Source organism: Paenibacillus uliginis N3/975 (assembly GCF_900177425.1).
GTDB lineage: Bacteria > Bacillota > Bacilli > Paenibacillales > Paenibacillaceae > Paenibacillus_AQ > Paenibacillus_AQ uliginis.
In genome coordinates this window covers 1,192,969-1,216,757 of the sequence record NZ_LT840184.1, presented here as the reverse complement: position 1 = coordinate 1,216,757, position 23,789 = coordinate 1,192,969, and the positions used below count along the sequence as shown (strand labels likewise).

Below are 23,789 nucleotides of genomic sequence, written 5' to 3'. Positions count from 1 at the left end.
CGGGGAACGTCTCCCCGAACAATAGTATGTGATGGACAGGCGGCCATTATTCCAGCTAACCGAGAATGTAATATCCTACCTTAGATAGCTTCTTCCAACACGGAAGAAGGCAGAAACCGGTACGTTTCAATTGCTTCGTCAAGTCTGTGCAACATTTCTTCAGTACATTTGCCGTTTCCGCGTTTAATTACCTGTACCTCGACGTCCTTTTTGCCCCATTCTTTAAATACCTGCTTCGTAGTGGCAAAGTATAGATCAATCTTTTCACCTTTAATAGCAGAACCAGTGTCAGCTACTACACCGTAACCATAATCAGGAATGTACAAAATACTTCCCATAGGAAACACATCCGGATCAGCTGCAATTGTCGACACCTTGTTTTTATCCCGCTTAACCTTTACGCCAGAGTAGGTGAGCCCGTACTGCGGATGTCCCGGGTTTTTGCCGGTTGATTCATAACCCGCGGTATAACCGGTAGCTGTTACTTTTACAGTACGGAGAACTTGATCTTCCTTTGGAGCTGAAACCGCCATGGAAGGCACCCGTTTTTTGTTGTGTTGTTTGGCTTCGTTATCCTCATTCTCTGCCGATAACTGCGGCGGTAGCAAGTAGTGATTGATATTCCCAAGTCCTACAGCACTGAATGCATAAAAACTCGACATCTCGCTAAAGTTGCTTCCTTCAATGACCTCTTCTTCACCGCCTGCTTGCAACTGATCACGAACACTGAATCCATAAGAATCTGGAGACACCGGCGTCATCGTTGAAGCGTTTGTTTCAGATGTGCCAAAGCTATACAAGAACCCTGATAGTAAAATGCATATTAAAAACCTCTGCCATGTTTTCCAATTGTTCATTTGAGAACCTCCCCCTTGCTAGTGAGGTTTCCCATTTTCCAAAAGGTTTATACGTTACATGACAGAGGCCTATGAGATATCTATATTACTTGTTTCAAGAGATGTTCGAAAAATTAAACTACGCGGTTGTTGATCTCTTCTTGGAGCTTGAGTATGACTTCATCTAGAACTTGAGCGCCAAGATCTCCTTCACCACGCTTACGTACGGATACAGCTTTTGCATTCATCTCATTCTCTCCTACGATGAACATGTACGGCACTTTTTCAAGCTGTGCTTCACGGATTTTGTAACCGAGCTTCTCATTACGCAAATCTGGTTCTACGGAAACGCCTGCTAACTTGAGTCGGTCTGCCACTTCCTTCGCGTAATCTTCGAAAGCAGTCGATACCGGAATGACTTTAACCTGTACAGGAGAAAGCCACAATGGCAATGCTCCGGCAAAGTTCTCCAGCAGGAATGCCGTAAACCGTTCCATCGTTCCAAGAATACCGCGGTGGATAACGACCGGGCGATGCTTTTGTCCGTCGTCGCCTACATATTCAAGCTCAAAACGTTCCGGAAGCAGGAAGTCCAGTTGAACAGTGGACAAAGTCTCCTCCTTGCCGAGCGCCGTACGAACCTGAACGTCCAGCTTTGGACCATAGAATGCGGCTTCACCTTCCGCTTCGTAAAACGGCATATCCAAGCTTTCCACAACTTCACGCAGCATACGCTGGGACATTTCCCACATTTCGTCGTTCGGGAAATATTTCTCGGTATCCTGTGGATCGCGGTAAGACAAACGGAAACGGTAATCGTTAATACCAAAGTCCTTGTACACGGTCATGATCAGCTCGATAACTCGTGCAAATTCTTCCTTAATCTGATCCGGACGGCAGAAAATATGAGAATCGTTCAAAGTCATGGCGCGAACACGGTGAAGACCAGTCAGTGCTCCAGACATTTCGTAGCGATGCTGCATACCAAGCTCCGCAATACGGATCGGAAGATCACGGTAACTATGCATACTGCTCTTGTACACCATCATATGGTGAGGGCAGTTCATCGGACGGAGCACAAGTTCCTCATTGTCCATAACCATTCTAGGGAACATGTCTTCCTCATAGTGCTCCAAATGTCCGGACGTCTTGTACAGCTCCACGTTGCCAAGAACCGGTGTATATACGTGCTGGTATCCGAGACGCTCCTCCATGTCCACAATATAACGCTCCAGGGTACGGCGGAGCTTCGCGCCATTTGGCAGCCAAATCGGCAGGCCTTGGCCAACAAGCTGGGAGAAGGTAAACATTTCAAGCTCTTTACCAAGCTTGCGATGATCACGTTTTTTAGCTTCTTCCAGAAAATGGAGGTGTTCATCAAGCTGAGCCTTTTTCACAAATGCAGTACCGTATACCCGCTGCAACATTTTGTTCTTGCTGTCACCGCGCCAGTAAGCTCCAGCCACATTCATCAGTTTGAATACTTTGATTTTGCCAGTGGAAGGCACATGAGGGCCGCGGCATAGGTCAAAGAATTCACCCTGTTCATAAATGGAGATGACACTGTCCTCAGGCAGAGCATTGATCAACTCCAACTTATAAGGGTCCTCCAGCTCGCCGAAAATGCGGAGTGCTTCTTCACGGCTTACCTCTTTGCGAACAATCGGAAGGTTTTCCCCGATAATGCGCTCCATTTCTTTTTCAATCTTTTGGAGGTCCTCTGGATTCAGCGGTTCCTCAAGATCCATATCGTAGTAAAAGCCATCCTCAATTACAGGACCGACTCCAAGCTTAACTGCCTTTGCGCCGAACAAGCGCTTTGTGGCCTGGGCCATTAGGTGCGCAGTACTATGACGCATTACCTCAAGACCATCCGGTGAATCTTGGGTCACAATTTCAATGAGAGCGCCCTCCTCAAGAGGTGTAGACAAATCAACCACTTGACCGTTCAATTTACCCGCAACGGCATTTTTTCTAAGTCCGCTGCTGATGGAAGCCGCCACATCTTCAATGCTGCTGCCTTCCGAATATTCCCGGACGGAGCCGTCCGGAAGCTTAATGCTAATAGCCATCCTGCATTCCTCCTGAAAGAATCATTGTTTAATTTCACGTTTGATCCTTATGATCCACACCTGCAGGACAACATAAAAAACACCCGTCCCGCAAAGGGACGAGTGTTATACTCGTGGTTCCACCCTAGTTCGATCTCCAGAAACAGTCATGTATCTACTGCTCTGAGAAGATCCTTCGTTGGCATTGGGTAACGGTAATGAACCGGCGAAGCCTACTCTCTCTAGAACACTTTATACAGTATCCAAGGACATTTCGACAACGCAGCTACAAAGGGGTAAATCAATAGCGTACCGGAGGAAATTACAGCCTTGTTTCCTCTCTCTGGTCGGTCTTAGCCTGCTTGATCCATGTCTTTGTCGATGCTTTTTACGTGAATTTATCAGTTATTATAATCCCGTTTTGCCGGGAACGTCAAGTCATCATTAGCCAAGCTTCCAAGAAAGGGGCTGCATTCAGGACAGCTGATGCACACCTCCGCCCGGTTATCAAAAATATGTGCCAGTGTGACAATAACCGGAAGGTCCGGCTCCCGTGTATGAATGATCATACGTGCAGGGGATACCGAGATCAACGTACTAACGACCATATCCTCAAATTCCATATCCTGATCGAGCCGTTCCATAACCAGCCCTTCGTCCCGCATCTTCTCGATCGGTCTTAGGCTGCCGTCGAGCAGAAGGAAATCCTCTCCTCCCTTATGCACGACGTGGACTAAAGGCATAAGCGGCTCCTGAAAATACACAAAATATTTAAGCAGACTTACAAACTCCTCATATTGCTGATCCAGCATGAACTCATCTACCGCATACTCCGCCATTTCCCTTAGCTCCTGTTCATATGACTGCATCCGAAAGGTCATAAAGCCATCCAAATTCAGATCAGGAGACTCCGACAGGCAGACAAATATACTGTCCTTCAGCTTCCGCCTGCGCTGCTGTGAATAATCACCTGACGGATTGTCATCCTTTGCAAGCAACATCAAAAACCATTGCAGAACACGCTCGGATTCTTCATTATCATTGAACTCAAATTCCGAAAGCAGCAGCCGGGCTGCAATATCCTGCTCTTTCTCCTCCAAGATGTAAGCTGCTGCCGCTTCAGATACCAGCCTGCGCACCATCTCAGCGGATGAGGTCCATGCCGTGAGCGGCAGCTTTCCGGAACACGTCCAAATGACCCGATCTCTCGAAGCGCTGAACGAAAACTTCAACTGCCTGCATTGTTTATGTAACTCTTTCTGCTTGTCTGACAAGATACGGTAAAAGGCTTCTTTTTCACCGTCAGTCCGTGTATTGACCGATATGCTGAACAGTTCCATGGAATCGCTCCTTTCGGGTTCCCTGTTTCAGTATATGGGGACCTGAGGGGGGATATACGGAACTGATTTTTGGAAAAAGAAGCAAGTTGATCTCCTGCCTGTTCTGACGGGGTTTGCTTGATGAAGTCACGCAAGTAGAAACGGTTTCACCGTAAAAAAAGCCCTGTCTCCACGATACCATCGGGAGAGAGGGCTTAATGTTAGGATACGTATTAATTCTGCATCACAAAATCGCGATCAACGGTGCTATTGTCATTAAACACACGCAGAATATCATACTTCGTGTTCCGCTGGGCAGGGATATTACCACTCTCGCGGATCAGCTTCAAAATGGACTCGATGTTCACTTTATACACCGCTCCAGCTGAAGAAACCACATTTTCTTCCATCATCGTGCTACCGAAGTCGTTGCAGCCGTATGACAGAGACAGCTTGCCAATTTCCGGCCCCATCGTCACCCATGAGGATTGGAGATTCGGAACATTATCGATAGCCAGACGACCGATCGCAACTGATTTCAAGTATGCCTCAGGCGTCTCGCGTTCGCGCTTCAGGTTCGTGTTATCCGGCTGGAAGGTAAAAGGTATAAAGGCAAGGAAGCCCTTGGAGTTCCATCCGTTCTGAATACATTCGTCTTGGGCATCACGTATCCGAAGCAAATGAAGAGCTCTTTGCTCCATCGATTCACCCAACCCGATAACCATAGTTGCTGTCGTATTCATTCCAAGCTTGTGTGCCGTCTGCATGACGTCCATCCACTGGCGCCAGCTACCCTTCAGCTTACTGACTTTCTGACGGATACGGTCGTCCAAAATTTCAGCCCCGCCGCCAGGCAGCGAATCCAGACCAGCATCTCGTAGATCACGAACAACTTCTTCCATGCTAAGCCCTGACACGTCCATCATTTTTACAATCTCTGCCGGTGAGAAGGAGTGCATCGTAATGTTAGGAAAACGTTTCTTGATGTTGCGAAGCAAATCCGTATAGTAACTGAACGATAGATTTGGGTTGGTTCCGCCCTGCATTAAAATCTCCGTTCCATTCACATCTTCAGTTTCCTGAATTTTTTGGAAAATCTCCTCATCGGACAATACGTATCCTTCTTCATGTCCCGGTCTGCGGTAAAAAGCACAGAATCGGCAGTACACATCACACACATTCGTGTAGTTTACGTTCCGTCCAATAACGAAGGTCGTAATCGGATCAGGATGCAGCCGTTTGGTCATAACATTGGCGGCATGACCGATTTTTTCAATCTCATCACTCTCAAAGAGTGTCACGGTATCTTCCAGATTCAAGCGCTCACCTCGCAGCGCTTTATCCAGAATACTATTAACAGTGCTCATATATAGGATCCTCCCTTATCACGGCTAAAAGACAGTGAATCTCACTTGCCTACATATAATAACTTTTTCATCGTACCACATAAAGGAAGTAAAAACGACATCCAGATTACTGGATGCCATTCTACAAATTATGTCATCTGAACACTCCAAGTGCTCCATCCAAATCAGCAATAAGATCATCAATATCTTCCAACCCGACCGAAAAACGAAGCAACCCGTCGGTGATCCCACGTTCATGGCGTACTTTCTCTCCCATTGCAGCATGGGACATCATTGCAGGATAAGAGAGAATACTCTCTACTGCACCCAAGCTTACAGCTACCAGAGGCAGTCTAACCGCATTCAGCACTTTCTTGGCTCGTTCACCTGATCCTACATCAAACGATACGACCGCACCATAACCGCTGCACTGCTTCTCATGAATCTCGCGTCCCGGATGATTCAGCAAACCCGGATAGTATACCGCCTCAATATCATTTCGTCCGGTAAGCCATGCAGCAAGTTTAGCAGCACTTTGCTCACTATGTGTCATACGTGCGCCCAGCGTTTTCATGCCACGCATCAGCAGCCAGGAATCCTGTACGCCAAGCACAGTTCCGAGTCCATTCTGAAGCTGCTTCAGCTGCACTCCAATGCTCTCGGTTCGGGCAACAGCCAAGCCTGCCAGCACATCGCTGTGTCCTCCAAGAAATTTGGTTGCGCTATGAAGAACGATATCTACTCCCTGTTCAATCGGCCGTTGATAGTACGGAGTCATAAAAGTATTATCCAGTATCGTTAATAGTCCGTGATTCTGAGCCCAAGCCGTTATTGCGCCGATATCTGTTATTTTTAATGTCGGATTCGAAGGAGTTTCCATATATACGGCCTTTGTGTTGGATTTTAATGCTCTCTTCACCTGCTCCAGATCGGTCATATCCACGAATGTGCATTCCATGCCCATTCGGTTCAATATGCTCGTTAGCAATCGATATGTACCGCCGTATACATCCTCTGTCACGATGATATGATCTCCCGCCGAGAGCATCATGAATGTGCTTGAGATTGCCGCCATACCTGATGCATAGGCAAAGCCTTGAACACCGCCTTCCAGCAATGCTATATAATCCTCCAACACTTGTCGTGTCGGGTTGCCGGATCTGCTGTAATCATGAACCGGCGGGGCAAACACATCCTCATGATGGAACGTAGAGGCTTGATAAATCGGAACACTGGAAGCGCCCGTTGTGGGGTCAATTTCTCCTCCGAAATGAAGCAGTCTGGTTTCAAATCTAAGGGGATGTCTGTTCTGGTTGTCTTGACTCATCTCTATGCTCCTCCTTCTATTTCAGCTGCAGCAGCATTTAGAGCGGCATCCAGATCCGCAATTAAATCGTCTGCATGCTCAATACCTACGGAGAAACGAAGTAATCGGTCATCCACGCCAACAGCTTCGCGTATCTCCAGCGGGATGTCGGCATGTGTCTGAACCGCCGGATAGGTCATTAAAGATTCAACCCCTCCCAGGCTCTCGGCAAAAGCAATCAGCTTGATATGACGAAGCAAAGGCTCAACATACCTTGCATCCTTCACTTTGAAAGAAAAAATACCTGTATTTCCACTGGACTGCTTCTGCTGAACTTCATATCCCGGATGATCAGGAAATGCCGGGTAGAATACCTCGGATACTGCCGGATGCTCCTTGAGAAACATTGCCATAGCCATTGCATTGCTTTCATGACGCTCCATTCTAAGCGCCAGTGTTTTCATGCCGCGCATCAGTTGGTAAGAGTCCGTCGGACCCAGCACCGCCCCGATCGAATTGTGTAAAAAGGCAATTTCCTCTGACAGCTCTTTCCCCTTGGTAACGATTAATCCTGCTAGCACATCGTTGTGCCCTCCCAAATATTTGGTTGCGCTGTGTACAACGATATCAGCTCCAAGCTCGATAGGTCTCTGAAAGAACGGTGTCAGCAGCGTGTTATCCACAATACTGATCAGGCCATGATGCCGGGCCCAACTACAGACAGCCTCAATATCTGTTATCATCATCAGCGGGTTCGTTGGCGTCTCGATAATGACCGCTTTTGTGTTCGGTTTTCTGGACTGCTCCAGCGCGTCCATATCATTCGTATCGACATAAGTTGCGCTTACTCCATACCTGGACAATATTTTTTCGATCAGACGGTAAGTGCCTCCGTATAAATCCAGTGATACGATAAGATGATCACCCTGTCCGAAGAGGGCGAACACAGTCTGTAATGCCGCCATCCCAGAACTGCAGGCAAACCCGGCATCCCCTGATTCCAATGCAGCCGCCGCTTCCTCCAGAACCTGTCTTGTCGGACTTTTCGTACGGGAATAATCGAAGCCTGTGCTTTGACCCAACTTCGGGTGACGGAATGCTGTAGCTGGATAGATCGGAAAATTAATGGCTCCCGTCACCGGCTCCTCTACTGAACCAATTTGAGCCAGCCTGCTTTCAATTCTCAGTTGTTTCTTCTCCATGTTCGCTCCTCCTTTTAACATTACTTTTCTTTTCTCTCTAGATTTGCGGTCCAATATCATAAGGCGTTTCTTGATATACATAGTAATTCAGCCAATTAGAGAATAATAAATTCGCATGGGCTCTCCAAACGGACGGCGGTTTTATATTCGGGTCATCCTTCGGGTAATAATGGCGTGGAAGTGCAACGTCCAATCCTTTCGCAGCATCCCGTTCATATTCCCACCGAAGCGAATCAGAATCATACTCCGAGTGCCCTGTTACAAACACTTGTCTACCGTCCTTTGAGGCTACCAGATAAATGCCAGCCTCCTCGGATTCAGACAAAATTTCAAGTTGAACCGACTGCTCGACATCTTCCCGGCGCACTTCGGTATGCCTGGAATGAGGGGCATAGAACACCTCATCAAAGCCCCGAAGAAGTTTTACCGTCGGTTCGTTTACGGTGTGGGAGAACACACCGAAGCATTTTTCGGAAAGACTGTATTTCGGTACACCATAATGATAGTAAAGACCCGCCTGGGAAGCCCAACATATGTGAAGGGTCGAGGTTACATTCCTCTTACTCCATTCAAAAATTTCGGTGAGCTCATTCCAATAGTTCACTTCTTCAAAATGAAGCTGCTCGACAGGCGCACCCGTAATGATCATGCCGTCAAAGCGGCGATGCTTTACTTCCTCAAATGTTTTATAGAACGACTCCAAATGCTCTGCCGGGGTATTTTTAGAAGTATGAGATCCCGGATGAAGTAGGACAACATCCACCTGAAGCGGTGAATTACCGATCAGGCGAAGCAGCTGTGTCTCCGTCGTTTCCTTGGTCGGCATCAAATTCAGAATGGCAATCCGCAGCGGGCGGATATCTTGATGAAACGCATGGCTTTCATCCATTACAAAAATGTTCTCCCCAGCAAGAATTTCCTTTGCAGGCAGTGTGTCTGGAATTTTGATCGGCATAATTACTCCTCCTTCGGGTTAATAAATAGTTGATTACAAAAAGTCAGAGAAGGCCAAAGTAACGCAAAAATGACCTATCTCTAATGAGAAAGGTCATATGTACGTATACGTAAACTATGCGCCTCTCTCATCTGTCAGAATTTCGCGGTCCTTAACGATAAGGTCGCGTACATCCTGCAAGAATTAGCACCGTGCGATATTGCCGCCGGTTGCCGGGTTTCATAGGGCTAGTCCCTCCACCTGCTCTTGATAAGATTTAGCTGTATGAAGTTGTCATCTGTTAATACTGATTATTACTTTAAATCAAGAACATTTTTTCGTCAAGAAGCTTTGAGCTAAAAAAATGTAACGTCTCACCTCCTTCTTCCATACCCTGTACAAGGAAGTATCTTACGCTTAATTCCACCTTGAAAGGTAATAACCCCAGCGTTATACTAGACAAGTGCTAATTAACCATATGAAAGAGGTGACATGGAGGATGGACGGTGACCCGAGCCATAAGCTGGATGTGAGTGACGAAAAACCGCATAGGACCAAGATCAGCTCACCGGTGGCGGGCAGCGTTATTTTTCATGCGCTCTTATAGAAGCCTTTATGCCGAATTATTCAGAACACCTGCCGGTATACCGGTAAGCTGATACCCCTATGCCTTTATTCGAGTATGCGCAAGCAGTGAATTAAAGGAGTGATATCAGATGAAAATCCGGTTGGTGAATTCGGGTGTTTTTACCCCCATCGACGACATTAAAACGACACTTACAGCCCCTACTGACGGGTTTTACTGGATCGATGCCGATGTGGAAGACTTGGCGGAACTCCAGCCCCTATTCTCTCTGCACGACCTGGCAGTTGAAGACTCCCAGAGTGAAGAAGAGCAGCGCCCAAAGATTGAAATATACGAAAACCACTATTTTATCGTAGTAAACAGCATCCGCTTTGACGATGAGGAGATTTTCCTCCGGGCCCTGAACATTTTTCTGGGAAGACATTTTATCATTACTGTAACCAAGCAGAAAATTCATGAACTCCGGGCTGTGAAGCCCCTTCTGTGGGAAGATGAAGCAAACTCACCGGACCGGTTCCTATACATTTTGATTGACCTGGTCACAGACAACTACTTTACGGTTGGTGACCGGATTGAGGCACGCATCGATCAGCTTGAAGAAGACATATTGATGCATACCAAGAAATCACATTTGAATGAAATTATCGGTTTGCGAAGCGAGATTTTGTGGCTGAAAAAAGTACTTGGACCCCAGAAGGAAGTCATCAACACGCTGAACAAAAAAGACCTGCGCCTGATCGATGATCAACTACAAAAGTACTTCAGCGATATTTACGAGAATGCTGTGAAAATATCCGAGACGTTTGAAACCTACCGCGATCTGATGAGTAACCTTCGAGAAGCTTATCAGTCCAGTATTGCGAACCGGGCGAACGAAATTATGAGAGTTTTTACTGCCATGACCACCATCTTCATGCCGCTTACCGTAATTACTGGAATATACGGCATGAACTTTGACAATATGCCTGAATTACATTGGAAGTATTCGTACTTTGCCGTTCTCGGACTTATGATCTTTCTCGGGTCAGGCATGTACTATCTGTTCCGTAAAAAAGAATGGTTATGAAACGCTAAAAACGGGTGTCCTCCATTCACGGAAGGCACCCGTTTTGGCATAGTCTACACGGCGTCGCGCTTCTCAAAATGCTGCCGACGGAACCGGATCCGGATTAGGCGAAGACGCTCGTACCGCTGCTCCATACCGCCCTCCGCTGCTGGTTCCTGACCATATACACGCTGCATTACTGGTTTAAGAAAAGTGTCTCCCAGTTCCTCAAAAGCTTTCCAGATGGCCGATTGTTCCGTATCCGGCATGCTCTCAAGCTCCATACGGATAAGAAGTTCAGTATCGTATCCTTCCTTCTCTAGCCCTTCCAAATGTTCGACCAAATCTCTGCGCGACATTCCCGTATTCTGACTCAGTTGATCCAGTGTCAAGCCTTCCGCTATGCCCATCAGCATCGTCCGGCTCATACGATAGTTCTCCAGTTCCTGTTTATACTTATGCTCTTTCTGCTTATAGAGCCAAGACAAAAACTCCTCCTCCTTCAGCTGACGAAATACCCAATCTAGCGGAAACGCTGTAATTCTTTCCAACTTGGATGTCATTTCTATCCAGTCGGCACCATGCTCAGCAGCCTTATTTGACCCGATCCCCGGCAGCTGAAGCAGCTCTTCCTCTGTCTGAGGCGTAAAGGCGCTAATGAGGCGAAGCACACGGTTACTCGCTATAAAATAAGGGGCTTTACGTCCAGCGGCCGCTTTCCTTCGGCGCCAGGCACACAGCTCTGTATACAGCTCCTCCGATCCGTACAGCTCACTGTAGCATTGGAGCTTCAGGGCCGCGTGATTCTTCCCTTTGGAATCTTCCGGCTCATGAAATATTCCTTCGATCACCGGCCGGTAACCTTCACTTAGTTTCATGGTAAGGCGGTGACGGTACACACACAACAGCTCCTGCCATGAGCTTCCCTCATACCAATCATCATCCTGCGCATGTCCATCTGGCTCGATATCTCGCCAGCCCAATCGCCACATTCCTTCCTCCTCCCCAATCCACACTTGTGCGCTGTTCTCATCACTCGCCCCATCATTTCTAGACATCTGATTCATAAAAACAATCTGCACATCCATTAACCTCCCGTCATTTATTTTGTATCAGTACAACGCAAAAAAAAGCACCTTTCCCGCCGTAGCGTCAGAAAGGTGCTTCCCTCGTTTAAAACATCCGTTATACTGTTTACCCATCATGATACCATAATTTGTAACAACGTCAATGGGGATGTTATAAAATCAAAATGTTATATAGGTTGTCTCAACTTTTCTTGTATAATGGACAACAAACATCCTTGGAAGGAGTGAATTGCCGATATGACCGGGGAATCGCAGCAGCTTGATTTTTTATCCGATAGTACTGAGTCCACATCTACCCGTTTCGTCACGTTCATCGGCCCATCACTCAAACGTTTCGATCTGGCCGTTACGACCACGAACTATTTCTATGGGAAGAAGTTAGTTACCGACCTGCAGTTCGGAAGAACTGCCATTTTGGCTGCCGATGATCTAGAGCAGGAAGGGTACCTCGAGCGCACGTTTAGTCTGGAACGGGATCAGGCAGAAGATTTGCGTGAATTTCTGACACTGGTGCTGGGAGATGCTCATTTTACTGATTAATCAGTTTGCAATAAACAGAAAAGGGGATCCCTTACGGTCCATCGACCTAGGATTCCCCTTCGTCTGTTGTAAGACGCTACGCGTACGAATCGTTCCTACAATCGCTCTTGCCCCCGAATTTCTAGATTTATTTCTTAGCGGAAGAAATTCGGGGACAAAGGAGCGTATACTTTCGATGCCAACTAAGCTATAACGTTAAGGATTTTACAGGGCCTCTTTAATAACTTTTTTGTAAAAGAGCACGGATAACAACCCAAAGATAGAGTACAATGCCGTATACAACAGCATAACGATGATCATTGGTGTCCACAGCTCTGTCCCGAAAAAGAACCACCCGGATTGGACAGCAAAATAGCCATGGGATAATCCGATGATGAGAGGAATACCAAAATTAAAAAGCTGTTTCACTTGAATACCCCGCAGTAAATTTCCTTGCGTAAATCCAAGCTTTCTTAAGATCGTGTAATTACCTCTCTCCTCTTCGGCTTCATCCATTTGCTTAAAGTAAAGAATACATCCGGATGTAATGAGGAACGTAAGGCCTAAGAACCCGACAACAAACATGATCAGTCCCATATTAGCTTTCTGCGTAGTGCTGAGATCACTCTGCGACATCGCTTCTCCGTCAAAATTCAATTCGTAAAAAATCTCGTTTGCTTGCTCAATCTTCGTTTCATCCTTAATATCAATACCGAAATAATCGGAATATTCTTTCTGGAGCTTAGGGTCCATATCCTGAACCAGCTTTTGATAGACCGAATCATCCACAATCGCCGTAGGCAATCCGCCACTGTTAAAATACCATGACAGTATCGCTTCCTTACTGGTTCCTATTAATTTTTGCTCAATCGAGCTGGTCTTTCCATGTAAAATAATGTTTCCTGATTCTTTTAATCCAACAAACTTATCAACTGTATCATTAGTACCAGTAAAAAGTGTCTCCTTCGGAGTTAGGTCCATTCCCTCTACCTGTTTTTCACTTACCACGGCAAGGACCATGCTTTCGGCGTCCTTTCCCTCTAGCTTAGAGCCTAATTGAGATACATCTACATTCACATGTAAAACGTTTCTCTGAATCTCATCGTAAACAATATTTTGAGCTGACAATGCTTCTGTAAATTGTTTTTTGTGTTCGGGGCTAGTGACAACGAAATCGTTAGGCACGCTTTGTTCCGCTGATTTTTCGGCCGAATAGTAGGAAATATAACTCAGTGACAGCAATCCAATCGCCAGAGCGGAAACCGTTGTTATAACCGTTAGCAATAAAGCATTCGACTTCATGCGGAACATGATGGATGAGAGAGACAGCACCTCATTCAGTGACAAATACCCGTCCTTGCTTTTACGAATCATATTAAAAATGAAGCTGACTGAGCCTTTGTAGAACAAATATGTCCCGATAATAACCGAACCCAAAATCAAAATCATCGTCATAAACAATTCATTCATTTGTGTTAGTTTACCGCTGAACATATCCGTCGATAGATAGTAACCATAAAGGATTAACCCGATTCCTGCCAGCCCCATCAACATCTCGAACATGGACATTTTTTTCACTTTTTCCTGAGTGGTCGAAACGGCACGGAACAAGGATAAAATGCTCTGTCTTTTAATGAACGTATAATTCATGATCATGATGAGAATGTAAACCACGGCAAACACAATAACCGTTTGGATTAACGCTTCCGTTGAAAACCTTAGAGTAGCTTCTGACTTTACATCTGTTACTTTGAACAAAACCATAAGAATGAGCCGGGAAACCGAGAATCCTGCAAAAATACCGATCAGCATGGATCCGAAATAGAGCATTAAGTTCTCCAAAGTGAGAATCTTGAATATTTCCCCTTTGGTCATCCCGATTAATTGAAACAGCCCAATTTCTTTACTTCTGCGTTTGATGAAAATGTTGTTTGCATACAGAAGAAAAATCGCAACAATCGCAACGAGCAGGACCGAGGCAGCTTTTAAAGCTGCAGCGCCTTTCATCGATCCTTTCAATTCTTCCATCGCCGGATCATACTGCAAAGTGACAAAGGCAAAGTACAGCGCCACACTAAAAATCAGGGCAAACACATAGAGAAAATAATTTTTTATGTTCTTTTTCAGATTTCGGAAGATGAGAGAGTTAATGCTCATTTTGAACACCACCCAGAACACCTTGTGTTTTTATAATATCATTGAAAAAGGCTTGTCTTGACTCCTCACCTTTGTTCAGTTGTGTGTAAATCTGTCCATCTTTAATAAAAATAACTCTGCTGCAGTAGCTGGCAGCAACCGGATCATGGGTAACCATAATAATGGTTGCCGCGAGTTTCTGATTTAATTGGCTCAGCTTATTCAATAAATCGGAAGCTGATTTGGAGTCCAGCGCGCCTGTCGGCTCATCCGCAAAAATAATGCTTGGTTCATGAATAAAGGCACGGGCTGCGGATGTCCGCTGCTTCTGCCCCCCTGATATTTCATTGGGATACTTGTCCTTCAGTTCAAAAATACCAAGCTCCGTTGCCACCGTTTTAAATTTTTGGTCAGCATCTTTTTTGGATACGTTTTTGATGGATAACGGCAGCAGCACGTTCTCTTTAACAGTCAGAGTGTCTAGCAGGTTATATTCCTGAAAGATAAAGCCCAAATGGTGCTTTCTAAATTCAGCCAGCTGCTTTTCTTTCATTCCTGTAAATTCTTTTCCCTCGATTTTAATGGTTCCCTGGCTCACTTTATCAATGGACGAAAGTACATTAAGCAGCGTCGTTTTACCTGATCCGGATGCCCCCATAATACTCACGAACTCGCCTTTGTCTACGCTAATATCGATGCCTTTCAACACTTCTTGCTTATTAAGCTTGTTGCCATAACTTTTATAAATTTTATTAGATTCTAATATTACCAATTTCACTCACTCCTTTTTCTTACTTTCATCATAAAACAGCTCTCCGAACAAATCCTTCGATTCTCCGAACAAATCATAAAAGCATGTGACATTCCTGTCACATGCTTGTGATACTCACAAATTCATTTTTTTTGGGAAACGTTAACGTAAATGTTGTACCAACCCCAAGCTCCGAGGACACATCTATACGGATGGATAAAGAGTCAGCCACCTTTTGTGATAAATATAGACCCATTCCGGTCGCAGCACTATCTTGATGCTGGGTTGTTGATGTAAAACCTTTATCGAATATGCGAGGCAGATCTTTCGGATCAATTCCACGGCCAAAATCCTTGATCACAAGCTTGGCTTGACCGTCGTCGTCATAATCACTTTCAATGATAATGTCGGAGATTTCGCTGTATTTAACAGCGTTCGTTAACAGCTGCCTGATTATAAAACCAAGCCATTTGGCATCCGTCAGCACTTCGGCGACCTGAAGGGTAACATCGAAGCCTATTCCTTTTTGCATACACCAAATTTTCAGTTCTTTAATTTCTTTGAAAATGACTGGCTCTAATGCAGCTTGCTCTATATACAAATCATTTTTAATAAAAGGTATGCGCTTTTGGTGCAGCTGCTGATCAAGCAGCAGGTGAATACGCAGCCACTCATACATCAATTGTCCTTTTAAAGTTTCATCATTAGAGCGTTCAATCATTAGCTGCATCGTTGTGAGAGGAGTTTTTACTTCATGAATCCAGGACAACAATTCGTCTTTCTCCTGCTCCACTTCGATCAGGCGCTGGGAAAGTTCGTTTCGGTATAGCTCGTTCTGAGCAATAACGCTCTCTTCCACAATTTTTTCAAAAGGGCTCTCTGCTTCTGCAAGCGCCGAGAACCCATTCGATTGATCCCATACTTCAATACTTTTATAAAATTTGGTTTCATTATGATACCTTATAAGGAAAAAACCTGTGAAAATAAGTGTGGACAAAAACACTATATATAGGATAGACATAAAGGGGATTGAAGAATCAACGAAGGCAACGAAGAGAATAAGCAGCTGTAGAAACAAGAAAAGCATTATCCAGCTTCGTCTCTCCACAACATATTTCTTAACCATACGAGTTCGCCTCTTCCGTAGCCATATACCCTTGTCCAACCTTTGTTTCAATGAAAGGGTCGAGCGCGATATTCTCCAGCTTTTTGCGCAAGCGGTTAACGTTGACGGTTAACGTATTATCACTCACAAAATGCTCATTATCCCACAAGCTTTTAATAATATCTTCCCGGCTGACAATTTGATTCTTCCGCTCAATAAGCACCTTCAGTATAAACATTTCATTTTTTGTCAGTTCAATGGAACCCTTATCATTAGTCACGGTATTTTTCACGTATTCCACCGTTGCACCTCGCCAGGATCTGAGTTCGATTCGTTCGGTATTATAATTATATACGCGGCGAAGAATGGCTTGAATCTTCGCGATTAGTACGTCAAAGTGAAATGGTTTCTGAACAAAATCATCAGCGCCTAGCTGCATAGACATAACCATATCGGTAGGATGATCTCGTGACGATAAAAATATAATCGGAACGTTGGAATGGGAACGAATCATTCGGCACCAATGAAAGCCATCAAATTTCGGCAGTTGGATATCTATGATAACTAGATCCGGCTTAATCGCGGTAAACTCATGCACGACATTGCTAAAATCATGGATTCCATGCACTTCATAAGACCACTGTGATAGCCTTTCTTTAATCTCCTTAAATAAGGTCATGTCATCCTCAATTAACATAATTTTAAACAAAACAGTCACCACACTTTTTCTTGGCATTCTTTTAACAAGTGTATAGTATAACCTAGCTGGATGCTATAGATTTAAGCTACAGTTGTTGTTCTTGGCACGCTGCGAGGTCAGACGTTGTTCCCATCGCTGTTGTCTCCAGATTATTCTGATTTTTTTTTATCGGTAACAATCCAGAGGTACACGCTTTCGATGCTAGCTTTCCTACGGAAAGCTTTTAGGCGATCGCTATCGCTTGTCCACAATCGTCTGCCCTCTCCGCTCCTTCGTACGTGTGCATCATTTCATTTTCTCTATGTAGGTGGTCTATAAGATGCTCTCTCTTCTCAACAAGTTCACCTAATTTATCACGCTACGTGGTCAGCCGTCGTTCCATCGCCGTTGTCTCCAGATTGTCGTTAAGTAATATCAGATCTAAAATTTTGTACTGCGCATTCCAAAATTCACTGTAATTAAATGTGAAACAAAAAACTTTGATTACTTTCTAAAAGAGATATACAGCCAAGTACTCTACTCTATCGCATGTGTCCGATGCGGCAAAGGCATCCGCCATTCCGGACTACAGATCCGCTATTTACACCATTAAGAAGCTTTTTTTGGTAAATGAGGACTCAGATTCCGTTATTCGGTAAAATCATGCACCTATCAACACGATATCAAGCAAATAACGGCTTACCTGTCCTCATTCTTTCTTGATTGTGGCAAAAATCATAAAATAGCGGAACGCCAGTCCGCAGCGTTTAAGTACTCAGGTAGTAAATCGGCGGCACCCAACGCCGCACCGCACGCTGTAATCTGTACGCGTTCATCTCCCCAAAAATCAAACAAAGCCGCCTGAGGATCAATCCTCAAGGCGGCCTATAAATTACTTATGCGACAGTATCCTCTGCCTTACTCTCAAAAATTACTTCGAAGCCTCGTCTACAGCCAGCTTGGCCAGTGCCAATGCACCACACAGACCTGCGTTGTCACCCAACTGCGGTGGTACGATAAACTGGGCAATGTCCTGGTTCAGGCTTGGATGCGAAACGTAGCCCGCCAGCATTTCCTGCAACTTCTTATGGATCAGTGGGAACAGTTGCTGCTGCTTCATAACCCCTCCGCCCATCACAATTCTTTCAGGTGAAAGGATCAGCACATAGTTCATCAATGCCTGTGCAAGATAATAAGCTTCCATCTCCCAAGCCGGATGATCCGGTGTCAGCTCAGCTCCTGCAACCCCCCAGCGTCTTCCAAGGGATGGGCCTGCAGCCAGACCTTCCAGGCAATCACTGTGATAAGGGCAAGTACCTTCGTACTTGTCATCTGGATGACGGCGTACAATGATATGACCCATTTCAGGGTGAGATAAACCATGAATCAGCTTTCCATCCACAACTGCTCCGGCACCAACACCGGTTCCAATCGTGATGTACAAACAGCTGTTAAGACCTTGAGCCGCTCCCCAGGTATGTTCTCCAAGCGCTGCACCATTTACGTCCGTATCAAAACCGATCGGTACGTTGAAACGCTCCTCCAGCGCTTTCACCACATTGAAATTGCTCCAGTGCGGCTTCGGCGTTGTTGTTATAGAGCCATATGTAGGGCTTCCTTTTACCGGATCGATCGGTCCAAAAAAGCCTGCACCGATGGCTTCCACCCCTTTGTCTGCAAAAAACGAAAACACTTGCGCCATCGTTTCTTCCGGCGTTGTGGTCGGGAAGCTCGTACGTTCGATAACCGTACCATCCTCCTTACCGATTCCGCATACAAATTTTGTGCCGCCAGCTTCAATTGCTCCAAGTATCATGTGAGTTCATCCTCTCCAAGGTGTATGATGTCATATTCATTATGTTTTTTCGGTTCGTTCTGGGTTGGCCGCCCGTTACCTACAGCATGATAAATTTCTACCATCGTTTTACCACAGAATACAGCACGGTGCATCCATCGGCCGCTGCTGTTCCCAGTATAAAATATAATTATACTGGAACACAGTGATGTTTTACAGACAGCCACACCCACAGCCAAAAGGCATCATCTATCGATCATGGCACCAGTGCCACTCCCATCAGATGACTTAAGCTCTTCATCTCAAGCTCCTCAAGCTTGGACAGGACACGCTCATCGTCTATCTCAAGAAGGCACAAGTCCAGATCGCAATCCACAGGTACTTCACAATGAATAGCTGCGAGAGATCTAGATAGGTGCAGCATTTCAAGATCCGCTTCAATTTTGCCCCGAACACTCTTCGTAAGAGAATCCATATTTGCGAGTATACCTTCGATTGTTTCGTATTCCTGAATCAGCTTCATGGCCGTTTTCTCACCGATTCCACGCACACCCGGATAGTTATCACTCGTATCGCCCATTAGACCTTTGACATCAATAACCTGACGTGGGGAAAGCCCTTTTTCCTGGTACAGCGTCTCCGGAGTGTATACCAAATAATTGCCGTGTCCTTTTTTCATAATGATGACCGAAGTCCGTTCATCTACAAGCTGAAGCAGATCATGGTCGCCTGATAATATCATAACATTCATATCACTGCCGAAACGACAAGCCAGTGTTCCGATACAGTCATCGGCCTCAAAGCCCTCAACGCCAAGGTTCGGAATGCCAAGGCAATCTGTGACTTCACGAATAAGGGAGAACTGGGGAATCAGATCCTCTGGCGCTTCAGGCCGATTGCCTTTATAAGCTGCAAACTGGTCGCTGCGGAACGTTTTTGCAGCCATATCCCAGCAGCAGGCCACGTGTGTTGGTTGAAATGTGTCAATAGCGTCCCACAAATAGCGAAGGAATCCGTAAATAGCATTTGTAGGAACCCCTGCCTTGGTTCGGCGGATATAACCACTAGTAGCCGTAGCATAGTAAGCTCGGAACAATAAGGCCATACCGTCGACGAGCATCAGAGAAGGTTGTTTCGTTGTGTTCACTGTAATAAATCGCCCCTTGCTAATATGTTCAAAATCTTGTTATATCATAATCTCAATATGTCATTATACCATATCTGCCTATTTCGTAGTGTCCCGCAATTCATATAATATTTCCATTTGAAAACCTGTTCATAGATACAAAAAATGCCCGGAAACATTTATTGTCTCCGAGCTCAATCGTAAATTACTTGATTTCACCGATGCCTACAAAGCCTTCCATGCATCCTTGAACAGTTCCTCTTTAAACCCTACGGTCACCCGCGTTCCATCAGATACGATTGGACGCTTAATAAGCATTCCATTGGATGACAGCAGCTTAATCTGTTCCTCTACAGGCATACTTGGAAGCTTGTCCTTTAAAGACATTTGCTTGTATACCTCACCGCTCGTGTTGAAAAATTTCTTTAGCTCGAAACCACTTTTATCAATTAATTCAGCCAGTTCCTCTGGTGTAGGTGGCTCGTCTTTAATATGCCGGAGTGTGAGGTCATGTCCTTCATTTTGCAGCCATTTCACCGCATTTCTGCATGTGCTGCACTTGGGATATTGATATACGATCAATTGACTCATTTGATTTAAACTCTCCTTCTATTTTGTCTAGCAGTTATTCTCGTCGGCATCTGTTCCTTCTTCACCCAATCGCTCTAGCAGCCACTTTATATCCTCCGGAATCGGTGCGCGAAAGGTCATCACATCTCCTTTAATCGGGTGGACAAAAGTGAGAAGCTCCGCATGCAGTGCTTGCCGATCAATCCCTTCGTCTAGACAAGTTATGTTCGTGAGATCTGCTTCATCAAATAAAGTGCCGATTTGAACGGGTTTACCGTTCTCCACCAAAGGTGGTGCCGTATAAATCGGATGCCGGTACATCTTATCTCCGATTAACGGGCATCCGATGCTGCTCATATGTACACGGATCTGGTGCGTCCTCCCCGTCTCCAGTTTCAGCTCTACCAGAGACGCTCCGCGATAAACCTCACGAACAGTATAACGGGTTAACGAAGGATAGCCGTCCGGCGTGACAATACGACGGTGAGGATCCAGCGGATCCCGGTCGATTGGGCCGTCAATATTCCCTTCTGTCGGCTGGGGAACACTGTGAACGAGTGCCAGATATCTTTTATCGACGGTTCCGGCTATCATTTGCTCCGATACATGCTGGTGGATATAAGGGTTTTTGGCGATGGCAAGTACACCCGATGTTTCCTGATCCAGACGGTGAATCGCCCTGAAGCGGTAATTCCAGCCCTTCAGCTGCCAATAATGAACAACGCCGTTCGCCAATGTATCCGTGTAATGGCCATGGGTTGGGTGCACAATCGTACCCGCTGCTTTATTGACGACAAGTAAATGCTCATCCTCAAATAATATATCCAAATGCATGGGCTGCGGCAAAATATCGTCCGAGCGCTCCTGCTCCATACGGATTTCCACCACATCACCTGCTCGAACTTTCACACTGATATAAACCCTTGTTCCGTTCAGCATAATTCCCTGTTCGGTCAGCTTGAGCCGGGACAAGAGCTTTCGTGATACACCCATCCGTTTTTGCAAAATGGTTTTCAGAAGCATGCCGTCTTCGCTTACAGGCACTATATAAGCAATTGGCGGGTAGTACAACTCCATATATTATCGGAACACCTTTCCGCTTCGTACATATTCCACATCCGGCATACCTGCTCGAACATTAGCCGTACGTGCTGTCACAAAGAAGTAGTCAGATAGGCGGTTCAGATACATACGTACCTCAGGATTAATTTCAGTCGTTCGAGCAAGCGTCACAGTGAGCCGCTCAGCACGGCGACATACCGTCCGGCACACATGAAGTGCTGAAGACAAAGCAGAGCCACCTGGCAGAATAAACCGCTCCAACGGCGGATTCTCCAGTTCAAATTGGTCCATCCACTCTTCCAGTCTCTCCACCAGCGGTCCGCTCACTTTGTATTTGTCCTCACTATGCTTCGCATACGCGAGATCCGATCCGCAGTCAAACAGTTCGTGCTGTATCTGCAGCAGTTGTTCGCGAAGCTCCTCAAAACCAGCCTCTTGTGCCAAAAAGACAGCCTGCCCCGTAAAGCTGTTCAGTTCATCTATTGTTCCATAGGCTTCAATGCGTGGATCATCTTTAGGCACTCGGCCGCCGATAATTGACGTTTCACCTTTATCTCCGGTTTTTGTATATACTTTCATTTTTCATTCCTCCGTTTGCAGCTAGCCTTGTTATCCCTCATAGGCCAGGCTTCAATTTTGGTTATGCTTCACTATAACATAACTTGATGTACAGATGAATCTCGCTCAGTAAAACAAAAAGGAGACCTGATCAGGTCTCCTTTTATATAATTACATTTTATAATTTTTTCTTCGGGTGTGCCTTCATATATTCGTTGATCTTTAAGTCCAGCAAGCTGCTGATCTCAATTACGATCTCCGATGTAAAAGACTGCTCTTGCAAAAAAAGCTGTTCCATTTTACGACGGAGCATATGAATCTCTTCTTCCAAGGAAATATCCTGCGGAGTGGATTTAGCTGATTTAATTGACCATTTACCATGCTCTTGGCCTTCGGCTACAAAATCACCACGGTATGGCGACAATTCGTAATCACAATACACTGGCAATCCCTCCTTGGATAAGTGAAATAATGCTCCCAAAACAAAATTATAACATAGATATCTGTAATGAAAAGTAAAACTTTTGTTAATTCAAGGAAATGAAACAACTATCTTCTTCTCAAGTTAATTTCTCCACAAATTTACCCATACGTTCCAAAGCTTCACTGAGCTGAGAAATCGACGTCGCATAAGAACACCGGATAAAACCTTCACCGCCAAGTCCGAATACGGAACCTGGAACAGCGGCAACTTTAGCTTCCGTCAGCAGGCGCTGGGCAAATTCATCCGAAGACAAGCCGGTACGTTTAATGCTTGGAAAAGCATAGAACGCTCCCTGTGGCTCGTGACAGTCCAATCCGATATCACACAAGCCTTTAACGATCAGTCTACGGCGCTGGTTGTAGGACTCCATCATCCGGTCCTTCTCCTCCATACCGTTGGTAAGTGCTTCAAGCGCAGCCACTTGTCCCATAGCAGGCGCACACATTACCGTATACTGATGTATTTTTAGCATAGCACTGATCAGATCCGGATGAGCACAAACATAACCCATTCTCCAGCCGGTCATTGCAAAAGCTTTCGAAAAGCCGCTGACCAAGATAGTACGATCCTTCATACCTGGAATCGATGCGAAGCTGACGTGTTTTCCATCATAGGTTAATTCAGCATAGATCTCATCCGAAATCACAATCAAATCATGCTTCTCTACAACCTTGGCAATTGGAAGCCAATCTTCATAGGTCATCGTTGTGCCTGTCGGATTGCTAGGATAACACAAAATCAATATTTTGGATTTCGGCGTAATCTTGGCTTCCAGCGCCTCAGCCGTCAGTTTAAAATGATTCTCCGCGGTCGTTTCAATTCCGACAGAAACCCCTCCGCCGATGGACGTAATCGGTGAGTAAGAAATATAGGATGGTTCAGGTATGAGAATTTCATCTCCTGGAACGATGAGTGCCCGCAGCGCCAAGTCGATAGCTTCACTTCCGCCAACCGTAACGATGATCTCATCCTTCGGGTCGTAGGCAACGTGAAAGCTGTCATGAAGATATTTGGCAATCACTTCACGCAGCTCAGGCATACCTGCGTTCGAGGTATAACCGGTAAATCCCCGCTCCAGCGAATACATACATGCTTCACGAACATGCCATGGCGTTACAAAATCAGGCTCGCCAACACCAAGAGTAATAATATCCTTATTGCCGCTTACCAAATCAAAAAACTTACGAATACCTGATGGTTGAATATCACGAACCAATGGTGCCAAATAGGAATCCATCGGCTTCCTGCTGTTTTCTTTAAGATGCTCTTCGTTCACAATCATACACACTCT

The 23,789-nt window shown here is 45.5% G+C and carries 23 protein-coding genes and 1 riboswitch; of the genes, 3 read left to right on the top strand and 20 right to left on the bottom strand.

From position 1 onward, the window contains the following. Positions 1–80: 80 nt before the first annotated feature. The 7 genes from B9N86_RS05700 to metA all read right to left on the bottom strand — a co-directional run bounded on the left by B9N86_RS05700 (position 81) and on the right by metA (position 9,015). On the bottom strand, positions 81–662 hold the full coding sequence (locus B9N86_RS05700) for a 3D domain-containing protein (protein ID WP_425298601.1): 582 nt from the start codon (positions 660–662) through the stop codon (positions 81–83). Positions 663–970: 308 nt separating this feature from the next. Next, entirely contained in the window at positions 971–2,908 is a 1,938-nt protein-coding gene (gene thrS / locus B9N86_RS05695; RefSeq protein WP_208918153.1) for a threonine--tRNA ligase, read from the bottom strand. Positions 2,909–3,288: 380 nt separating this feature from the next. Next, positions 3,289–4,227 (bottom strand): putative sporulation protein YtxC, encoded by a 939-nt coding sequence (locus tag B9N86_RS05690; RefSeq protein WP_208918152.1) that lies wholly within the window; start codon positions 4,225–4,227, stop codon positions 3,289–3,291. A 212-nt stretch (positions 4,228–4,439) separates the two neighbouring features. Continuing rightward, the gene (gene mqnC / locus B9N86_RS05685; protein ID WP_208918151.1) at positions 4,440–5,573 is read right to left on the bottom strand and encodes a cyclic dehypoxanthinyl futalosine synthase; all 1,134 of its coding nucleotides are present in this window, start codon (positions 5,571–5,573) and stop codon (positions 4,440–4,442) included. Positions 5,574–5,706: 133 nt separating this feature from the next. Next, entirely contained in the window at positions 5,707–6,879 is a 1,173-nt protein-coding gene (locus B9N86_RS05680; protein WP_208918150.1) for an aminotransferase class I/II-fold pyridoxal phosphate-dependent enzyme, read from the bottom strand. 2 nt (positions 6,880–6,881) lie between these two features. Next, positions 6,882–8,060: an aminotransferase class I/II-fold pyridoxal phosphate-dependent enzyme gene (locus B9N86_RS05675; RefSeq protein ID WP_208918149.1), complete on the bottom strand. Its 1,179-nt coding sequence runs from the start codon at positions 8,058–8,060 to the stop codon at positions 6,882–6,884. 37 nt (positions 8,061–8,097) lie between these two features. After that, positions 8,098–9,015, bottom strand: coding sequence for a homoserine O-acetyltransferase MetA (gene metA, locus B9N86_RS05670; protein ID WP_208918148.1), 918 nt, complete (start codon positions 9,013–9,015; stop codon positions 8,098–8,100). Between the two features lie 124 nt (positions 9,016–9,139). Continuing rightward, positions 9,140–9,271, bottom strand: a riboswitch (SAM riboswitch). 201 nt (positions 9,272–9,472) lie between these two features. On the opposite strand from metA, the gene B9N86_RS30570 reads away from it, so the two are divergent. Continuing rightward, positions 9,473–9,601, top strand: a complete 129-nt coding sequence (locus B9N86_RS30570; protein ID WP_280174970.1) for a hypothetical protein — start codon at positions 9,473–9,475, stop codon at positions 9,599–9,601. Positions 9,602–9,710: 109 nt separating this feature from the next. Beyond that, positions 9,711–10,646, top strand: a complete 936-nt coding sequence (gene corA / locus B9N86_RS05665) for a magnesium/cobalt transporter CorA (RefSeq protein ID WP_208918147.1) — start codon at positions 9,711–9,713, stop codon at positions 10,644–10,646. 53 nt (positions 10,647–10,699) lie between these two features. Here the strand turns inward: corA and B9N86_RS05660 are convergent, their stop codons facing one another. Then, complete coding sequence (locus tag B9N86_RS05660) at positions 10,700–11,707, bottom strand: HRDC domain-containing protein (protein ID WP_208918146.1); 1,008 nt, start codon at positions 11,705–11,707, stop codon at positions 10,700–10,702. Between the two features lie 243 nt (positions 11,708–11,950). On the opposite strand from B9N86_RS05660, the gene B9N86_RS05655 reads away from it, so the two are divergent. Further along, on the top strand, positions 11,951–12,253 hold the full coding sequence (locus B9N86_RS05655) for a DUF3055 domain-containing protein (protein WP_208918145.1): 303 nt from the start codon (positions 11,951–11,953) through the stop codon (positions 12,251–12,253). Between the two features lie 204 nt (positions 12,254–12,457). On the opposite strand, the gene B9N86_RS05650 is transcribed toward B9N86_RS05655, so the two are convergent. The 12 genes from B9N86_RS05650 to B9N86_RS05595 form a co-directional block, all read right to left on the bottom strand. Next, positions 12,458–14,389 (bottom strand): ABC transporter permease, encoded by a 1,932-nt coding sequence (locus B9N86_RS05650; RefSeq protein ID WP_208918144.1) that lies wholly within the window; start codon positions 14,387–14,389, stop codon positions 12,458–12,460. Next, a complete protein-coding gene (locus B9N86_RS05645; protein WP_208920114.1) occupies positions 14,379–15,140 on the bottom strand; it encodes an ABC transporter ATP-binding protein in 762 nt (253 codons plus the stop codon). Before B9N86_RS05645 ends, B9N86_RS05650 begins: the two co-directional genes overlap by 11 nt. A 97-nt stretch (positions 15,141–15,237) precedes the next feature. Continuing rightward, complete coding sequence (locus B9N86_RS05640; RefSeq protein ID WP_208918143.1) at positions 15,238–16,245, bottom strand: sensor histidine kinase; 1,008 nt, start codon at positions 16,243–16,245, stop codon at positions 15,238–15,240. Beyond that, positions 16,238–16,933, bottom strand: coding sequence for a response regulator transcription factor (locus B9N86_RS05635; RefSeq protein WP_208918142.1), 696 nt, complete (start codon positions 16,931–16,933; stop codon positions 16,238–16,240). The genes B9N86_RS05640 and B9N86_RS05635 overlap by 8 nt, the downstream gene beginning before the upstream one ends. A gap of 705 nt (positions 16,934–17,638) precedes the next feature. Beyond that, complete coding sequence (locus B9N86_RS05630; protein WP_208918141.1) at positions 17,639–17,782, bottom strand: hypothetical protein; 144 nt, start codon at positions 17,780–17,782, stop codon at positions 17,639–17,641. Between the two features lie 52 nt (positions 17,783–17,834). After that, positions 17,835–18,719, bottom strand: a complete 885-nt coding sequence (locus tag B9N86_RS05625) for an ROK family protein (protein ID WP_277883689.1) — start codon at positions 18,717–18,719, stop codon at positions 17,835–17,837. A 235-nt stretch (positions 18,720–18,954) separates the two neighbouring features. Then, positions 18,955–19,818 carry a 5'-3' exonuclease gene (locus tag B9N86_RS05620; protein ID WP_208920112.1) on the bottom strand — a complete coding sequence of 288 codons (864 nt, stop codon included), beginning with the start codon at positions 19,816–19,818 and terminating at the stop codon, positions 18,955–18,957. Positions 19,819–20,049: 231 nt separating this feature from the next. After that, the gene (locus B9N86_RS05615) at positions 20,050–20,415 is read right to left on the bottom strand and encodes an arsenate reductase family protein (protein WP_208918140.1); all 366 of its coding nucleotides are present in this window, start codon (positions 20,413–20,415) and stop codon (positions 20,050–20,052) included. A gap of 27 nt (positions 20,416–20,442) precedes the next feature. Further along, positions 20,443–21,471 (bottom strand): RluA family pseudouridine synthase, encoded by a 1,029-nt coding sequence (locus tag B9N86_RS05610; protein ID WP_208918139.1) that lies wholly within the window; start codon positions 21,469–21,471, stop codon positions 20,443–20,445. Positions 21,472–21,474: 3 nt separating this feature from the next. Further along, entirely contained in the window at positions 21,475–22,035 is a 561-nt protein-coding gene (locus tag B9N86_RS05605; protein ID WP_208918138.1) for a cob(I)yrinic acid a,c-diamide adenosyltransferase, read from the bottom strand. 157 nt (positions 22,036–22,192) lie between these two features. Next, positions 22,193–22,456, bottom strand: a complete 264-nt coding sequence (locus B9N86_RS05600; protein ID WP_208918137.1) for an aspartyl-phosphate phosphatase Spo0E family protein — start codon at positions 22,454–22,456, stop codon at positions 22,193–22,195. A 118-nt stretch (positions 22,457–22,574) separates the two neighbouring features. After that, positions 22,575–23,780 (bottom strand): aminotransferase class I/II-fold pyridoxal phosphate-dependent enzyme, encoded by a 1,206-nt coding sequence (locus B9N86_RS05595; protein WP_208918136.1) that lies wholly within the window; start codon positions 23,778–23,780, stop codon positions 22,575–22,577. Between the last annotated feature and the right edge of the window lie 9 nt (positions 23,781–23,789).

Coding starts and splice junctions, on each gene's coding strand:
- B9N86_RS30570 (WP_280174970.1), top strand. CDS start 9,473: ATGAAAGAGGTGACATGGAGGATGGACGGTGACCCGAGCCATAAGCTG.
- B9N86_RS05615 (WP_208918140.1), bottom strand. CDS start 20,415: ATGAGTCAATTGATCGTATATCAATATCCCAAGTGCAGCACATGCAGA.
- B9N86_RS05680 (WP_208918150.1), bottom strand. CDS start 6,879: ATGAGTCAAGACAACCAGAACAGACATCCCCTTAGATTTGAAACCAGA.
- B9N86_RS05625 (WP_277883689.1), bottom strand. CDS start 18,719: ATGATACTTGGAGCAATTGAAGCTGGCGGCACAAAATTTGTATGCGGA.
- B9N86_RS05675 (WP_208918149.1), bottom strand. CDS start 8,060: ATGGAGAAGAAACAACTGAGAATTGAAAGCAGGCTGGCTCAAATTGGT.
- B9N86_RS05700 (WP_425298601.1), bottom strand. CDS start 662: ATGTCGAGTTTTTATGCATTCAGTGCTGTAGGACTTGGGAATATCAAT.
- thrS (WP_208918153.1), bottom strand. CDS start 2,908: ATGGCTATTAGCATTAAGCTTCCGGACGGCTCCGTCCGGGAATATTCG.
- B9N86_RS05595 (WP_208918136.1), bottom strand. CDS start 23,780: ATGATTGTGAACGAAGAGCATCTTAAAGAAAACAGCAGGAAGCCGATG.
- corA (WP_208918147.1), top strand. CDS start 9,711: ATGAAAATCCGGTTGGTGAATTCGGGTGTTTTTACCCCCATCGACGAC.
- B9N86_RS05640 (WP_208918143.1), bottom strand. CDS start 16,245: ATGGTTAAGAAATATGTTGTGGAGAGACGAAGCTGGATAATGCTTTTC.
- B9N86_RS05655 (WP_208918145.1), top strand. CDS start 11,951: ATGACCGGGGAATCGCAGCAGCTTGATTTTTTATCCGATAGTACTGAG.
- B9N86_RS05650 (WP_208918144.1), bottom strand. CDS start 14,389: ATGAGCATTAACTCTCTCATCTTCCGAAATCTGAAAAAGAACATAAAA.
- B9N86_RS05610 (WP_208918139.1), bottom strand. CDS start 21,471: ATGGAGTTGTACTACCCGCCAATTGCTTATATAGTGCCTGTAAGCGAA.
- mqnC (WP_208918151.1), bottom strand. CDS start 5,573: ATGAGCACTGTTAATAGTATTCTGGATAAAGCGCTGCGAGGTGAGCGC.
- B9N86_RS05620 (WP_208920112.1), bottom strand. CDS start 19,818: ATGCTCGTCGACGGTATGGCCTTATTGTTCCGAGCTTACTATGCTACG.
- B9N86_RS05690 (WP_208918152.1), bottom strand. CDS start 4,227: ATGGAACTGTTCAGCATATCGGTCAATACACGGACTGACGGTGAAAAA.
- metA (WP_208918148.1), bottom strand. CDS start 9,015: ATGCCGATCAAAATTCCAGACACACTGCCTGCAAAGGAAATTCTTGCT.
- B9N86_RS05605 (WP_208918138.1), bottom strand. CDS start 22,035: ATGAAAGTATATACAAAAACCGGAGATAAAGGTGAAACGTCAATTATC.